The following is a 15472-nucleotide window of genomic DNA, read 5'->3' as shown; positions in this document are numbered from 1 at the left end:
ATTATGCGCGCGCGATTTCATTTTTGAAACATGAAATTGCTGAAATGAAATCATCGGGCGCTGCCTCGCCCGTGCCGGTTGCTTAAGAATCAGTGGGTTAGCCCCGATTCACGAGCTGGCCCGGTCCTTGCTGTTCATGGTCATTCCTTCAGGAGGCCGTTCATGAGCAACACGCATCTTCAGAGCGCCGGCGCGAAATTCCGCGCGGCAGTCGCGGCCGAGCAGCCGCTGCAGGTGGTCGGCGCGATCACCGCGTACGCAGCCAAGATGGCGCAGGCCGTCGGCTTCAAGGCCGTGTACCTGTCGGGCGGCGGCGTCGCCGCGAATTCGCTCGGCATTCCCGATCTCGGCATCAGCACGATGGAAGACGTGCTCATCGACGCGAACCGGATCACCAACGCGACCGACCTGCCGCTGCTCGTCGACATCGATACGGGCTGGGGCGGCGCGTTCAACATCGCGCGCACGGTCCGTTCGTTCATCAAGGCCGGTGTCGCAGCCGTGCACCTCGAGGACCAGGTCGGCCAGAAGCGTTGCGGCCACCGTCCGGGCAAGGAAGTCGTGCCGACCGACGAAATGGTCGATCGCGTGAAGGCCGCGGTCGACGCGCGCACCGACGACCAGTTCGTGATCATGGCCCGCACCGACGCGGCCGCTGCAGAAGGGATCGACGCCGCGATCGAGCGCGCGATCGCCTACGTGGAAGCCGGCGCGGACATGATCTTCCCGGAAGCGATGAAGACGCTCGACGACTATCGCCGCTTCAAGGCCGCGGTGAAGGTGCCGATCCTCGCGAACCTGACCGAGTTCGGCTCGACGCCGCTGTTCACACTCGACGAGCTGCGCGAGGCGAACGTCGACATCGCGCTGTACTGCTGCGGCGCGTATCGCGCGATGAACAAGGCCGCGCTGAATTTCTACGAGACGCTGCGCCGCGACGGCACGCAGAAGGCGGCGGTGCCGACCATGCAGACCCGCGCCGAGCTGTACGACTTCCTCGGCTATCACGCGTACGAGCAGAAGCTCGACGAACTGTTCGCGCAGGGCAAGAAGTAACGCGGCCCGCGCGCCGGGACACGGTTCCCGGAACGCTTTTGCATGAAGCCGGGCCGCGCGCACGAGCGCCGCGCCCGGCCGACGTGACACCCCAGATACCCATTGGAGAACGGAAACATGAGCGAGACGAAAGACGCAGCAGCACCGGCCGCCGCAGGCGCATTCAAGCCGAAGAAGTCGGTGGCGCTGTCGGGCGTGACGGCCGGCAACACGGCGCTGTGCACGGTCGGCAAGACCGGCAACGACCTGCACTATCGCGGCTACGACATTCTCGACGTCGCCGAATCGTGCGAATTCGAGGAAATCGCGCACCTGCTCGTGCACGGCACGCTGCCGAACCTGACCGAACTCGCCGCATACAAGACCAAGCTGCGCGCGCTGCGCGGCCTGCCGAGCGCGCTGAAGGCCGCGCTCGAGCAGATCCCGGCGTCGGCTCATCCGATGGACGTGATGCGCACCGGCGTGTCGGTGCTCGGCACCGTGCTGCCGGAGAAGGACGATCACAACCTGCCGGGCGCGCGCGACATCGCCGACCGCCTGATGGCGTCGCTCGGCTCGATGCTGCTTTACTGGTATCACTTCTCGCACAACGGCAAGCGCATCGAGACGGAAACCGACGACGACTCGATCGGCGGCCACTTCCTGCACCTGCTGCACGGCAAGACGCCGTCGAAGTCGTGGGTCGACGCGATGCACACGTCGCTGATCCTGTACGCGGAGCACGAGTTCAACGCGTCGACGTTCACCGGCCGCGTGATCGCGGGCACGGGTTCGGACATCTACTCGGCGATCACCGGCGCGATCGGCGCGCTGCGCGGTCCGAAGCACGGTGGCGCGAACGAAGTCGCGTACGAAATCCAGAGCCGCTACAGCTCGCCGGACGACGCCGAAGCCGACATCCGCCGCCGCGTCGAGAACAAGGAAGTCGTGATCGGTTTCGGCCACCCGGTCTACACGATCTCCGATCCGCGCAACAAGGTGATCAAGGGCGTCGCGCACAAGCTGTCGAAGGAAGCGGGCGACCTGAAGCTGTACAGCATCGCCGAGCGCCTGGAATCGGTGATGTGGGACGCGAAGAAGATGTTCCCGAACCTCGACTGGTTCAGCGCGGTGTCGTATCACATGATGGGCGTGCCGACCGCGATGTTCACGCCGCTGTTCGTGATCTCGCGCACGTCCGGCTGGAGCGCGCACATCATCGAGCAGCGCGTCGACAACAAGATCATCCGCCCGAGCGCGAACTACACGGGTCCGGAAGACCTGCAGTTCGTGCCGATCGAGAAGCGCTGATCTTCGGCCGCGCGCGCCGGCGCCCGTGATGCGGGCCGCCGGCGCGCGCGCAACGTCTTACCCCGAATTCCGCCCCACATCATGAATACCGCCAACCGCAAACCCCTGCCCGGCACGTCGCTGGACTACTTCGACGCGCGTGCCGCGGTCGAAGCGATCGCTCCCGGCGCATACGACACGCTGCCGTACACGTCGCGCGTGCTCGCCGAAAACCTCGTGCGCCGCTGCGATCCGGCGATCCTCGCCGATTCGCTGAAGCAGATCATCGAGCGCAAGCGCGAACGCGACTTCCCGTGGTTCCCGGCGCGCGTGGTGTGCCACGACATCCTCGGCCAGACGGCGCTCGTCGACCTCGCGGGCCTGCGCGACGCGATCGCCGAGCGCGGCGGCGACCCGGCCAAGGTGAACCCGGTCGTGCCCGTGCAGCTGATCGTCGACCACTCGCTCGCCGTCGAGTGCGGCGGCTTCGATCCGGACGCGTTCGCGAAGAACCGCGCGATCGAGGATCGCCGCAACGAGGATCGCTTCCACTTCATCGAATGGACCAAGCGGTCGTTCGAGAACGTCGACGTGATCCCGCCGGGCAACGGCATCATGCACCAGATCAACCTCGAGAAGATGTCGCCGGTGATCCAGGCGCAGGACGGCGTCGCGTTCCCGGACACCTGCGTCGGCACCGACAGCCACACGCCGCACGTCGACGCGCTCGGCGTGATCGCGATCGGCGTGGGCGGGCTGGAGGCCGAGAACGTGATGCTCGGCCGCGCATCGTGGATGCGCCTGCCCGACATCGTCGGCGTCGAGCTGACCGGCAAGCGCCAGCCCGGCATCACCGCGACCGACGTGGTGCTCGCGCTGACCGAGTTTCTGCGCAAGGAAAAGGTGGTCGGTGCGTATCTGGAATTTCGTGGCGAAGGCGCCGCGAGCCTCACGCTCGGCGACCGCGCGACGATCTCGAACATGGCGCCCGAATATGGCGCGACGGCCGCGATGTTCTTCATCGACGGCCAGACGACCGACTACCTGCGCCTCACCGGACGCAGCGACGAGCAGGTGAAGCTGGTCGAGACCTACGCGAAGGCAGCCGGCCTGTGGGCCGATACGCTCGCCAACGCGCAATACGAGCGCACGCTGACGTTCGACTTGTCGAGCGTCGTGCGCAACATGGCCGGCCCGTCGAACCCGCACAAGCGGCTGCCGACGTCCGATCTCGCCGCGCGCGGGATCGCCGGCCAATGGGAAGAAAAGGCGGGCGAGATGCCCGACGGCGCGGTGATCATCGCCGCGATCACGAGCTGCACGAACACCAGCAACCCGCGCAACGTGATCGCCGCGGCCTTGCTCGCCCGCAACGCGAACGCGAAGGGCCTCACGCGCAAGCCGTGGGTGAAGAGCTCGCTCGCGCCGGGCTCGAAGGCGGTCGAGCTGTACCTCGAAGAAGCGAACCTGCTGCCCGAACTCGAGAAGCTCGGCTTCGGCATCGTCGCGTTCGCGTGCACGACCTGCAACGGGATGTCGGGCGCGCTCGACCCGAAGATCCAGCAGGAGATCGTCGATCGCGACCTGTACGCGACGGCCGTGCTGTCCGGCAACCGCAACTTCGACGGCCGCATCCATCCGTATGCGAAGCAGGCGTTCCTCGCGTCGCCGCCGCTCGTCGTCGCGTATGCGATCGCCGGCACGATCCGGTTCGACATCGAGAAGGACGTGCTGGGCCACGACCAGGACGGCAAGCCCGTCACGCTGAAGGACATCTGGCCGACCGACGAGGAAATCGACGCGATCGTCGCGTCGAGCGTGAAACCCGAGCAGTTCCGCAAGGTCTACGAACCGATGTTCGCGCGCGCGGCCGATGCGGGCGAGCGCGCGGCGCCGCTGTACGACTGGCGCGCGCAGAGCACGTACATCCGCCGCCCGCCGTACTGGGAAGGCGCGCTGGCCGGCGAGCGCACGCTCAAGGGCATGCGCCCGCTCGCGGTGCTCGGCGACAATATCACGACCGATCACCTGTCGCCGTCGAACGCGATCCTCGCGAACAGCGCGGCCGGCGAATACCTCGCGAAGATGGGCCTGCCCGAAGAAGACTTCAACTCGTACGCGACGCACCGGGGAGACCACCTGACCGCGCAGCGCGCGACCTTCGCGAACCCGACGCTGATCAACGAGATGGCGGTCGTCGACGGCGCGGTGAAGAAGGGCTCGCTCGCGCGCGTCGAGCCGGAAGGCAAGGTCATGCGGATGTGGGAAGCGATCGAGACGTACATGAATCGCAAGCAGCCGCTGATCGTGATCGCGGGCGCCGACTACGGCCAGGGCTCGTCGCGCGACTGGGCCGCGAAGGGCGTGCGGCTCGCGGGCGTCGAGGCGATCGTCGCCGAAGGCTTCGAGCGGATCCACCGCACGAACCTGATCGGGATGGGCGTGCTGCCGCTCGAGTTCAAGCCGGGCACGAACCGCACGACGCTCGGCATCGACGGCACCGAGACCTTCGACGTGATCGGCGAGCGTACGCCGCGTGCCGATCTCACGCTGGTGATTCACCGCAAGAACGGCGAGCGCGTCGAGGTGCCGGTGACGTGCCGGCTCGATACGGCCGAGGAAGTGTCGATCTACGACGCGGGCGGCGTGCTGCAGCGTTTCGCGCAGGACTTCCTCGAATCGTCGCAGGCGGCTTGACCGGGTCATACAGGGACAACGCAAACATGGCTCACATTCCTCAAATCAGGATTCCCGCGACCTACATGCGCGGCGGCACCAGCAAGGGCGTGTTCTTCCGGCTGCAGGACCTGCCGGACGCCGCGCAGGCGCCGGGCGCCGCGCGCGACGCGCTGCTCTTGCGCGTGATCGGCAGCCCCGATCCGTACGGCAAGCAGATCGACGGGATGGGCGGCGCGACGTCGTCCACCAGCAAGACGGTGATCGTGTCGAAGAGCACGCGGCCGGGGCATGATGTCGACTACCTGTTCGGGCAGGTCGCGATCGACCGCGCGTTCGTCGACTGGACCGGCAACTGCGGCAACCTGTCGGCGGCGGTCGGCCCGTTCGCGATCAGCGGCGGCCTCGTCGATGCGTCGCGCGTGCCGCGCGACGGCGTCGCGACAGTGCGGATCTGGCAGGCGAACATCGGCAAGACGATCGTCGCGCACGTGCCGGTCACGAACGGCGCGGTGCAGGAGACGGGCGACTTCGAGCTGGACGGCGTCACGTTCCCGGCCGCCGAAGTGCAGCTCGAGTTCATGGACCCGGCCGCCGACGAAGAGGGCGCGGGCGGCTCGATGTTCCCGACCGGCAACCTCGTCGACGACCTCGCCGTGCCGGGCATCGGCACGCTGAAGGCGACGATGATCAACGCGGGGATTCCGACCATCTTCGTCGACGCAGAGGCGATCGGCTATACGGGCACCGAGCTGCAGGACGCGATCAACGGCAACCCGAAGGCGCTCGAGAAGTTCGAGACGATCCGCGCGCACGGCGCGCTGCGCATGGGCCTGATCGATACGCTCGACGAGATCGCGACGCGGCAGCACACGCCGAAGGTCGCGTTCGTCGCGAAGCCGGCCGACTATGTCGCGTCGAGCGGCAAGCGCGTGAATGCGGGCGACGTCGACCTGCTGGTGCGGGCGATGTCGATGGGCAAGCTGCACCACGCGATGATGGGCACGGCGGCGGTCGCGATCGGCACGGCCGCGGCGATCCCCGGCACGCTCGTCAACCTTGCGGCGGGCGGCGGTGAGCGTAATGCGGTGCGCTTCGGGCATCCGTCGGGCACGCTGCGCGTCGGCGCGGAAGCGCAGCTCGAGAACGGCGAATGGACCGTCACGAAGGCGATCATGAGCCGCAGCGCGCGCGTGCTGATGGAAGGCTGGGTGCGGGTGCCGGGGGATGCGTTCTGAGCATGCCGCGGTTCGTGCGTGCAACCCTGCAGCGCTGAACCGGACCGATCCCTGCGAAGCGGGCCCGCTGCGCAGGGATTTTTTCGTTTGGCGCATGCGTGACGAAGGCAATTCGCTATTCAACGCGTGGGATCGGTGACCGTACCGGTGCGCGGAAGCGCACTCCGGTCGTGATGCACGGATCCGAGCTGGCGTGAGTCATCGCAGATCGATCCCAAAGCGTGGGACCCACGTGAGCACTAAAGCGCTAACGCGGATCGACCGCGAAGCATGGGACCACGTAAGCGCTAAAGCGCTAACGTGGATCGACCGCGAAGCATGGGATCCACGTAAGCGCTAAAGCGCTAACGTGGATCGACAGGAGAATCGCATGTCGCTTGATGCGCCGCTTTCCGGCGTCCACATCGTCGAATTCGAAGGCCTCGGCCCCGGCCCGCTCGCGGGCTGGATGCTCGCCGGGATGGGCGCGCGCATCACGCTGATCGCGCGTCCGGCCGGCCGCACCAGCGCACCGGACGCGCTGCAGGGCCGCGACGGCGACCTGCTGCGCGAAGGCAAGACGATCGTCGAACTCGATCTGAAGACGCCGGCGGGCCGCGACGCGGCGCTCGCGCTGATCGCGCAGGCCGACGCGCTGATCGAGGGCCTGCGTCCCGGCGTGATGGAACGCCTCGGCCTCGGGCCCGACGATTGCGCGCGCCACAACCCGAAGCTCGTGTATGGACGCATGACGGGCTGGGGCCAGGACGGACCGCTCGCGACGGCCGCCGGGCACGACCTGAACTACGTCGCGCTGACGGGGCTGCTGTCGCTGTCGGCACCGCGCGACGGCCGGCCCGGCGTGCCGCCGACCGTCGTCGGCGATGCGGGCGGCGCGCTCGGGCTCGCGTTCGGGATCGTCTGCGCGCTGTTCGACGTGCGCGGCGGCGGCCCGGGGCGCGTGGTCGACGGCGCGATCGTCGACATCGTGTCGATGCTCGGCTCGCTCGCGTTGTGGGCACGCGCGAACGGGCAGCTCGATGGCGCGCAGCCGAGCCTCTTCCACGATGCGCCGTTCTACGACGTGTATCGCTGCGAGGACGGCGAATGCGTGACGATCGGCGCGCTCGAGCCGCCGTTCTATGCGTTGCTGGTCGAGCGGCTCGGTTTGAGCGATGTCGATCCGGCGTCGCAGTACGATCGCGCGCGCTGGCCGGCGCTGAAGGTGCGTTTCGCGGAGGTGTTCGCACAGCAGCCGTCCGCGCACTGGCGCGCGCTGCTCGAAGGGACGGACGCATGCTTTGCGCCGGTGCTGAGCGTGGCCGACGCGCTGGAGCATCCGCACAATGCGGCGCGCGGGATCTATCGTACCGATGCGAGCGGCAACGTTCGGGCGCGCGTGGCGCCACGTTTTCTGCCGTTGACGGGCGATGAAGCTTAAGCGCATCCCAAGTCGGATATATCTCGGATAATGCCGACCGCATCGAGGTATTGAGACAGAAAAAAATAATCCTCGTTGTCGGTAGGAGTTTCGAATTCGTCTGATTGTTTTTCCTTTCTCGATCACGCAAATTTTTGCGTCGAACAATCCTTATCCATTCGTCGAGAAAGGAGATCCAGATGAAGAACGAGCAGAGCGCGCCGACTTATCTTTTCGCCACCATCGGAGCGCTCACTGAGCGCGGTGGTCGTGTGACCCAAGCTAGCAGCGGCCTTGCTGTCGCTGGGCTTGCTGTTGCCCGGGTTGGCGATGTCGTCACGTACGAGGATGGCAGTGAGGCAGTCATTACCGACGGTGCGGGCAATTATGCGGTTTGCCGAGAAAGGCCATTTGCACTGGTAGGTAGCCGATTGAGCAATGGCGATCGTATCGTCGAAACACTTCAGCGGTTATGGGGCATTCATGTTCCGGCGGGTGAGACGGTCGAAGGCTTGTTCGATGCGGCTTATGTGCCTTCGCCTGAGCCGCCGCGCCACCGGCTCGCGGTGCGAGGCGCAACGACTGCGCGAGGTGGCGTGCTGCGCAACGCTACCTGTGCCTGGAACACCGGTGTCCGGCTTGGCAAGGCTGGTATCGTGGGTAATCAGGTCCACTATGCGGACGGTTCGACCGCGCGAATCGTAAGCGGTCTTGCCCTGGCGGATAACCGTGACTTCGAGCCGCTGGCTTTTGTCGGAAGCGAACTCGATAACGGCGACATCATTACGGACAGCCCGGAGCGCGAGGGTCTCGTATCCGCCTTTACCTTCACGCTGGTGAAGCGTTCGACTACGGCACGCCCAGGAGACGTCGCGTGATCCGCTATTTCCTTGCGAAGGGCGATCAGGGTGGCAGTGCGAGCATTACGGAAGGATTGGACCCCTCGAATGGGGCATTTTGGTGGGACGGCCTGGACTTCAAAACCAATTACGGAAACCATCCCAAGGTTCGTGATGGCTTCAAATGGGGTTCGCAATCGGACAACATTTTTGGCGTGCCGGAGAAGCGGCGCGAGGTCATCGTTCGATGGAAAATCCGCAATAAAAGGACCGGGAAGATCGTCGATGGGGGTGAGCGCGGGCGTTACGATTCGGTGTGGGTTTCGACAGCCGCGCACGGGGATACGGTATTTTGGAAGCACAATCCCGACTATCTGAAGGCGAGCGGAGGAAAAGCATACCGATGAAACCCGCAATGACCTTGGTGGCAATCCTGGTTGCCTTCGCAAGGAGCGCTCATGGCGCTACGATCTACGACAGCTATGACGAGTTCTATGCGGCCCAATCGAGTGCATTGTTTGGCAGTCCAGTCCAGCAACGCGCAAGCTTTCTATATTCCGATCGCGGCAATGGAGGCGTATACCAGGATTTTCAAATCGACTTGGACGGGAAGACGGTACACGTCACAGTAGCGGAGCGCCAGATATCGATTGGCGGCAGGATCTATCGCTTTTCGAACGCAACGACTTTCCCTGGTGAACATCCGGTGGATATCTACCCCGGAAGCGCGAGCATATTTTTTACTGGAGCCGCGGACCATCGTCCGTCGGCTCTCTGTGTGGAGGGAAACAGCAGCGGGTCTGGTGAATCTGGCCGCCATCGCCAAATCTACTTGCTGACCAACCCGTTCGAGTTTAGAAAAAGCGCGGCATTTCTTCATTTGCCGAGTCTGCTTTCGTCCTGTCGGGCCGTATTGGCAACAAAGGCCGGATTGCTTGCATTTCCGAAGAACAGCTATCTGTTCGATGATGCACAAGAGACCCGTCTCGGCCTATTAATTTCGTACTACACGTTTGAAAAGCGGCGCTTTGTTCCGGCCCTGAACGAGGTGCGGCTTCGATTTACGCGTCCCGAGATTCCATTTCAATTTTCGGTTCAGGGCGAGCAATAAGACAGCCGAACGATTCGCCGACGAATCTGCCTTACGCCGTTTCCTCCCGCGCATCCGGCATCTTGCCGTCGCCGACGCGGTTGATCGTGCCTTGCGCGATTGCGACGAGCCGTTCGTGATCGCCGTCGATGACGAACACATGACACTGGCAGGTCGCCTGGTGCCGGCCCGCGTAGACGACCTTCGCGCGCGCAACGAGCGTGCCGTTCACGGCCGGCCGCAGGTAGTTGATCTTGTATTCGGCGGTGATGACGCGCGGGCCGAGCACCAGCGCGCCGGCGAACGTCAGCGCGTTGTCGGCGAGATAGCCGATCACGCCGCCGTGCACGAAGCCGTGCTGCTGCCGCAGTTCTTCCCGCACGGGCAGGCACAGCGACACTTCGTTGTCGCCGATATGCATCAGCTCCGTGCCCAGCAGCATGCTGAACGGTTGCGCGCGCAATGCGCCGCGCGCGTGGTCCGTGATGTCCGTCATCGACTTCCCCAATGCGTGTCCGCTTGCGCTGAACTCTAGGAAGGGGGCCGCGGATAAGCAAGGAAATTCGTCCGCATTTCGCGCAGATGCCGGCGCGATGCGACGTGATGATTGCGTCGAACGCGCGCGTTGTCCTCGTTTGCCGGCGATTCGACGGGAATGGCGGGCACTGGCCGGGCGCCTCTCGCCGGATGTTCCTAAAGTCCGACGAAGAAATGCCGCTAATGCCGGGGCATTGCTCCATCGTCGGCTCTCCAGGAATCTCCCCCATGTTCGGAAAAATCAAGCTCGCGTCGGGTCTGCTCGGCGTGTTGACCGTGTTTTGCCTCTTTCTGTTCGCGATCGAGGCGCTCGGCTTCTGGGCGCTCGCGTCGACGCGCAGCGGCGTCGACGATCTGTCGAACGTCGCGATCGCGCAGGTCGACGCGGCCAGCCAGGCGACCGAGCGCCTGCTCGACGCCCGCGTGAACCTGTCGCGCGCCGGCACGCGGATGGTGCGCGGCGGCCCGAAGCCCGACGAGATCATCCGTCATGCCAGCGCTTCGCTCGGCGAAGCGGACAAGGCGTTCGCCGCGCTGACGGCCGCACAGGCCGTCGACGCGACGAACCGCGCGCGCGTCGCCGCGCTCGCCGAGCGCTATCGCGCGCTGCGCGGCGCGCTGGGCGAACTCGTGCAGTTCCTCGATGCCGACAACATCCAGGCGTTCCTCGACCAGCCGACCCAAGGCTTCCAGGACGCGTACCTCGCCGAACTGCACCGCTTCGCCGACTACGGCGGCGCGTCGAGCCGCGACGCGCTCGCCACGATCGACAGCGGGATGCAGTGGTTCAAGTGGGTCGGCATCGTGCTGCTCGTGGCGATGCTCGCGGCGAGCGCGGCCATTTACGCGGCCGCGCGGCGCGCGGTGGTCGCGCCGCTGGACGAAGCCGGCCGCCATTTCGAGCGGATCGCGCAGGGCCGGCTCGACGAAGCCGTGCGGGCGGGTGGCGTGTTCGAGATCGACCGGATGCTGCGCGGCCTCGCCGCGATGCAGGCGAGCATCGCGGACACCGTGCGCACCGTGCGTCACGCGTCCGACGCGATCCACCTCGGCGCGGGCGAGATCGCCGGCGGCAACGCGGACCTGTCCGCGCGCACGGGCACGCAGGCTGCGTCGCTCGAGGAAACCGCCGCGAGCATGGAGGAACTGACCGCGACGGTGCGCCAGAACACCGACAGCGCACGTGCGGCCAGCGCGCTGGCCGACGCGGCGCTCGACGCGACGCGCCACGGCGGCGGCGTGGTCGACAGCGTGATCGACCGGATGCGCGGCATCGCCCAGAGCTCCGGGCGGATCGCGGAGATCATTTCGGTGATCGACGGCATCGCCTTCCAGACCAACATCCTCGCGCTGAACGCGGCGGTCGAAGCCGCGCGGGCCGGCGAGCAGGGCCGCGGCTTCGCGGTGGTCGCGGGCGAAGTGCGCTCGCTCGCGCAGCGCAGCGCGCAATCGGCGAAGGAGATCAAGGCGCTGATCGAGGAGTCGGTCGCGCAGATCGACGGCGGCTCGGAACTCGTCGAACGGGCCGGCGACGCGATGCGGACGGTTTCGGCGTCGATCACGCGGGTCGTGCAGACGATGTCGGAGATCACGGCCGCGTCGGTCGAGCAGACCGTCGGCATCGAGCAGGTCAACCAGGCCGTCACGCAAATGGACCAGCTGACACAGCAGAACGCGGCACTGGTGGAGGAAGTCGCGGCGGCGGCCGCGTCGCTGAACGACCAGACCGCGCACCTGATGCAGGCGGTGTCGGTGTTCGAACTGGGCGACGCGCGCGCGGCTCGCGGGGTTCGCCACGAGCGCGGGTCGCCGTCGCCGGCCGACGCCGGTTACGAAACGGCGGGCAGCGCCGCGTAAGCGGTCGCGAGGTGGTAGGGCGTCGTCGACGGCATGTCGGCGCGCGACACCTGCCCGTCGGCCGTCTTGCACTCGAACCAGCCGCGCGGATGCAGGAAGCGCGCGGCGAAGCACTCGATCTGCCGCGCGAGCGGCGCGGACGCCGGCGTGCCGCCGTGCGTCGCGAGTGCGCGCAGGTATTCGGTCTGCGCCCAGATCCGCTGCGTGCCGTCGAGGCATGCGCCTCGTGCGTCGACCGCCGCGCACACGGCGCCCGTCTGCGGATCGACCCCGTGCTGCTCGGCGAACGCGAACGCGCGCGCGAGTGCGCCGGGCAGCCCGGTTTGCGCGAGGCGCGCGCCGGCCGCGTCGACCAGATAGAACCACTCGAACTGATGGCCGGGCTCGAAGCGGTTGTCGGCCGCCCCGAGCGGCAGCTCGGCGACGCAGCCGGTCGCGGTATCGACGAACGTGCGTTCGACGGCCTGCGCGGTGCGCGCGAGCGCATCGTCGAACGCCGCGTCGCCGAACGCATCGGCGGCCGCGAGCCACGCTTCGGTCAGGTGCATCAGCGGGTTTTGCAGCGCGCCGCTGCCCGACGACGAGAAATCGGCGTGACGCGCGGCGTCGAGCAGCGCGTCGCCCGGCTGCGGCGCGAAGCGGTCCTGGATCAGCGCGGCGGTGTCCTCGGCGGCCGCGCGTGCCGCGGCGTCGCCCGACGCCGCATGCCACGCGGCACACGCGAACACGACGAACGCGTGCGTATAGAGGTCCTTGGTCGTGTCGAGCGGCGCGCCTTGCGCGTCGACGCTGTAGAACCAGCCGCCGTGGCGCGGGTCGCGGAAGCGGCCGCACAGCGAATCGAACAGCGTGGCCGCGTGCGCGATGTTGCCGGCCTGCGCGAACACGAACAGCTGCCGCGCGCAGGCCATGGCGCGATAACGGGTGACGGGCAGCGGTGCATGGCTGGCCGGGTCGACGGCCTCGAACGGTAGCCGCAGCGTGTGGTCGAACCCTGAACCCTGCCAGATCGGCAAGACGACGTGCGCGAAATGACGGCGCAGCTGGGCGGCCTGGGCGGAAGCGGAGTCGGAAACGGACATGACGGGGTTATGCGCTTGGATCGAAACGTGTCGGCGCGGCCCGGAGGATCGGCGCGGCCGGGGCCAAGGATAAAACATTCCGCGCGGCCGACGCCAAAAAAGGAGAGAAATCGGATGCTCGGCAACCTGGAACTCGTGATGCGGCTGGTTCTCGCGGCTGCGCTCGGCAGCGTCATCGGCATCGAGCGCGAGCGCCTTTCCTGGGCGGCCGGCCTGCGCACGCACATGCTGGTCTGTGTCGGCTCGACGCTCATCATGATCGTATCGGCATTCGGTTTCGCCGATGTGCTGGGCAGCAGCGACCACGTCGTGCTCGATCCGTCGCGGATCGCCGCGCAGGTGGTATCGGGGATCGGTTTTCTCGGCGCGGGCTCGATCCTGCTGCGCGGCGAGATCGTGCGCGGGCTGACGACGGCCGCGAGCCTGTGGTCGGTCGCCGCGATCGGCCTCGCGGTGGGCGGTGGCCTGTACGTCGCGGCGATTGCCGCGACGCTCATCATCCTGATCATCCTGGCCGGCATCAAGCCGCTCGAGCGGCGCTACTTCACGGTGCGGCAGCGGCGCCAGCTCGCGCTGACGGTGGTGAGCGGCGCGCTGACGTTCGATTCGCTGCACGCGGCGCTCGGCCCCGACAGCGCGCGCGTGAAGCAATTCATCGTGCAGCGCGCCGACGACACGGGCGAGCACGATGAGGTGCGCATCGCGCTCGGGCGCGTGTCGGATCTCGAATACCGCGCGATCTGCGACAAGCTGCGCGGGCTGTCGTGCGTGACGCGATTCGAGCAAGGCGGCGGCGTGCCGGGCGACGAATAGACGGCATCCGATCGGCCGGATCGGCGATCGGTCATGCGACAATGGCCGGTCACTGATTCCGTTCGACCTTCGGTTCCGCGCTCGCGGGCCTGCAATCCGACTCCATGACCGAATCCGTTTCCGTGCCTCGCTCCCGTTCCCATTCCCGCTCCGACCGTTCATCGGCCCGTTCGCGCCCGCGTTCCGTCGCGGCCGCGGCAGACACCGCCGCCAAGGCAACCGCGCGGTCCGGCAACGCGGGCGGCGATGCGCCGCGGGACGAACACACGCTCGACCTGTTCGGCGATCCGGTGCGCGAGCCGGCTGCGCGTGCGCCGGCCGTCTCGCGTGATGACGCGGTGGCGGACGCCGAGACGGTGGCCGCCGTTGTGGACGGCGAGGACGCCGCTCGGCAGGCGACGCTGGATGGATTCGCCACGTCGGGCGCCGCTGCCGATGCGGTCGATCCGGCTCCCGACGTCGCGACGACGACGGAGCCTGCTTCGACGCGTGGAAACGGCGATGCGGTCGGTGCCGATGTCGTGCCCGCGCCCGCTGCCGACACGACGAAGCCCGGCGGGGCGCGGCTGTCCGATGGTGGCGGCGCGCGCGCAGCTGGTGAGCCGGCAACGGGCGGCGGCCAGATGAAGGCCGGCAGCGTGTCGGAAGCCGGCGGCGCGGCCGGGACGAGCGCCGATCGTTCGACCGCGAATGCCGATGCGGTGGGTGGTGCGGTCGATGCGGCCATCGCCGATCGTCTCGTGAAAGCGGGCGGGGAGGCCGAAGGTGCCGCCGTGCCGGTCACACGCGATGACGCGGCGCGGGCGCCCGGTGAGACCACGAAGGGGCGTCGCGCATCCTCCGGCGGCAAGCGACGTGCGACTGCCGGCACGCGCGAAGCGGCAGCGCCAGCGGTGCGTAGTGTGCCGGAAGCAGCGGCTGTCGGCGCCGGGGCGGAGGTGCCTCCGGCGCAGCACACTCCGCCGTCCGCCGAACCGCAAGCGACCGCCGAACCGGCCGGGCCGGTCGCTGCCGCGATTGCCGCGAGTACCCGTGATGCTGCGCGAGCAGCCGCAGCGCCGGCCTCGCCGGTCGTGCAGCCGGTGGCGTCCGCGGCGTCGTTCGTGACGAAGCCGTCGGCGGATCGCGCGCAACCGGCCGCGTCGAGCGGGCCAGCCTTCGATCCCGACACGCATCTGCGCCCGCTGTCGGATCGGCTCGCCACCCTGCAGGCCGACACGGCCGGCATGAAGCAGGCGGCCGATCGCGAGATGCGTCGCGTCAACCGGCTGCTGCTGGCACTGGCGATCGTCGTGTTCGCGGGGCTCACCGCGCTGGTGCTGCAAACACGGCAGATTGCGCACCTGAAGCAGGAACTGGATGCCCGGCAACAGCGGATCGACCGGCTGGCTGCCGATCTGTCGACGCAGCAGGCAACGCTGATGACGCTCGCGGAACACCACGAAGCGATGCTGTCACAGGTCGACCGGCTGCAACGCAATGCGAACCGCGAGGCGGCGGCCGCGAAGCGCGTGCGTCGAACGCACTAAATCGTCCGACCCTACCTGCAAACCCCGGCCTGGCAAGGCGCGTCGCGGGAGACCGACCGTTGGCGGTTGCACGGGTGCGGCAAACTG

General features: G+C 67.3%; 13 protein-coding genes. 11 read left to right on the top strand and 2 right to left on the bottom strand.

Annotated features, from left to right (window positions below):
- The first annotated feature begins 162 nt into the window (after positions 1-162).
- From prpB to DID98_RS06190, 8 genes are all read left to right on the top strand, one after another.
- Complete coding sequence (gene prpB / locus DID98_RS06225) at positions 163-1056, top strand: methylisocitrate lyase (protein WP_044845010.1); 894 nt, start codon at positions 163-165, stop codon at positions 1054-1056.
- A 117-nt stretch (positions 1057-1173) separates the two neighbouring features.
- Positions 1174-2346: a 2-methylcitrate synthase gene (gene prpC, locus DID98_RS06220; RefSeq protein WP_044845011.1), complete on the top strand. Its 1173-nt coding sequence runs from the start codon at positions 1174-1176 to the stop codon at positions 2344-2346.
- An 81-nt stretch (positions 2347-2427) separates the two neighbouring features.
- Positions 2428-5022, top strand: a complete 2595-nt coding sequence (gene acnD / locus DID98_RS06215) for a Fe/S-dependent 2-methylisocitrate dehydratase AcnD (protein ID WP_124520085.1) — start codon at positions 2428-2430, stop codon at positions 5020-5022.
- A 26-nt stretch (positions 5023-5048) separates the two neighbouring features.
- Entirely contained in the window at positions 5049-6239 is a 1191-nt protein-coding gene (gene prpF, locus DID98_RS06210) for a 2-methylaconitate cis-trans isomerase PrpF (protein WP_124520083.1), read from the top strand.
- A gap of 370 nt (positions 6240-6609) precedes the next feature.
- On the top strand, positions 6610-7659 hold the full coding sequence (locus DID98_RS06205) for a CaiB/BaiF CoA-transferase family protein (RefSeq protein ID WP_124520081.1): 1050 nt from the start codon (positions 6610-6612) through the stop codon (positions 7657-7659).
- A 179-nt stretch (positions 7660-7838) separates the two neighbouring features.
- Entirely contained in the window at positions 7839-8516 is a 678-nt protein-coding gene (locus DID98_RS06200) for a PAAR domain-containing protein (protein WP_124520079.1), read from the top strand.
- A complete protein-coding gene (locus DID98_RS06195) occupies positions 8513-8884 on the top strand; it encodes a hypothetical protein (protein WP_260426215.1) in 372 nt (123 codons plus the stop codon). Before DID98_RS06200 ends, DID98_RS06195 begins: the two co-directional genes overlap by 4 nt.
- Positions 8881-9588: a hypothetical protein gene (locus tag DID98_RS06190; RefSeq protein WP_124520077.1), complete on the top strand. Its 708-nt coding sequence runs from the start codon at positions 8881-8883 to the stop codon at positions 9586-9588. Before DID98_RS06195 ends, DID98_RS06190 begins: the two co-directional genes overlap by 4 nt.
- 31 nt (positions 9589-9619) lie before the next feature.
- Here DID98_RS06190 and DID98_RS06185 read toward each other — a convergent pair whose 3' ends face one another.
- The gene (locus DID98_RS06185) at positions 9620-10063 is read right to left on the bottom strand and encodes a PaaI family thioesterase (protein WP_044845017.1); all 444 of its coding nucleotides are present in this window, start codon (positions 10061-10063) and stop codon (positions 9620-9622) included.
- A gap of 269 nt (positions 10064-10332) precedes the next feature.
- Between DID98_RS06185 and DID98_RS06180 the strand changes: the two genes are divergently transcribed.
- Complete coding sequence (locus DID98_RS06180; RefSeq protein WP_124520075.1) at positions 10333-11961, top strand: methyl-accepting chemotaxis protein; 1629 nt, start codon at positions 10333-10335, stop codon at positions 11959-11961.
- On the opposite strand, the gene DID98_RS06175 is transcribed toward DID98_RS06180, so the two are convergent.
- Positions 11934-13043: an AGE family epimerase/isomerase gene (locus DID98_RS06175; protein WP_124520073.1), complete on the bottom strand. Its 1110-nt coding sequence runs from the start codon at positions 13041-13043 to the stop codon at positions 11934-11936. The genes DID98_RS06180 and DID98_RS06175 overlap by 28 nt on opposite strands.
- A 114-nt stretch (positions 13044-13157) precedes the next feature.
- Here DID98_RS06175 and DID98_RS06170 point away from each other — a divergent pair, with 114 nt between their 5' ends.
- Positions 13158-13856: an MgtC/SapB family protein gene (locus DID98_RS06170; protein ID WP_124486076.1), complete on the top strand. Its 699-nt coding sequence runs from the start codon at positions 13158-13160 to the stop codon at positions 13854-13856.
- A 104-nt stretch (positions 13857-13960) separates the two neighbouring features.
- Complete coding sequence (locus DID98_RS06165; RefSeq protein WP_124520071.1) at positions 13961-15385, top strand: flagellar hook-length control protein FliK; 1425 nt, start codon at positions 13961-13963, stop codon at positions 15383-15385.
- Positions 15386-15472 lie beyond the last annotated feature (87 nt).

Source organism: Burkholderia sp. Bp8984 (assembly GCF_003853755.1).
Taxonomy (GTDB): Bacteria; Pseudomonadota; Gammaproteobacteria; order Burkholderiales; family Burkholderiaceae; genus Burkholderia.
This window is presented reverse-complemented; position numbering and strand designations above follow the sequence as displayed.

Coding starts and splice junctions, on each gene's coding strand:
- prpB (WP_044845010.1), top strand. CDS start 163: ATGAGCAACACGCATCTTCAGAGCGCCGGCGCGAAATTCCGCGCGGCA.
- prpC (WP_044845011.1), top strand. CDS start 1,174: ATGAGCGAGACGAAAGACGCAGCAGCACCGGCCGCCGCAGGCGCATTC.
- acnD (WP_124520085.1), top strand. CDS start 2,428: ATGAATACCGCCAACCGCAAACCCCTGCCCGGCACGTCGCTGGACTAC.
- prpF (WP_124520083.1), top strand. CDS start 5,049: ATGGCTCACATTCCTCAAATCAGGATTCCCGCGACCTACATGCGCGGC.
- DID98_RS06205 (WP_124520081.1), top strand. CDS start 6,610: ATGTCGCTTGATGCGCCGCTTTCCGGCGTCCACATCGTCGAATTCGAA.
- DID98_RS06200 (WP_124520079.1), top strand. CDS start 7,839: ATGAAGAACGAGCAGAGCGCGCCGACTTATCTTTTCGCCACCATCGGA.
- DID98_RS06190 (WP_124520077.1), top strand. CDS start 8,881: ATGAAACCCGCAATGACCTTGGTGGCAATCCTGGTTGCCTTCGCAAGG.
- DID98_RS06185 (WP_044845017.1), bottom strand. CDS start 10,063: ATGACGGACATCACGGACCACGCGCGCGGCGCATTGCGCGCGCAACCG.
- DID98_RS06180 (WP_124520075.1), top strand. CDS start 10,333: ATGTTCGGAAAAATCAAGCTCGCGTCGGGTCTGCTCGGCGTGTTGACC.
- DID98_RS06175 (WP_124520073.1), bottom strand. CDS start 13,043: ATGTCCGTTTCCGACTCCGCTTCCGCCCAGGCCGCCCAGCTGCGCCGT.
- DID98_RS06170 (WP_124486076.1), top strand. CDS start 13,158: ATGCTCGGCAACCTGGAACTCGTGATGCGGCTGGTTCTCGCGGCTGCG.
- DID98_RS06165 (WP_124520071.1), top strand. CDS start 13,961: ATGACCGAATCCGTTTCCGTGCCTCGCTCCCGTTCCCATTCCCGCTCC.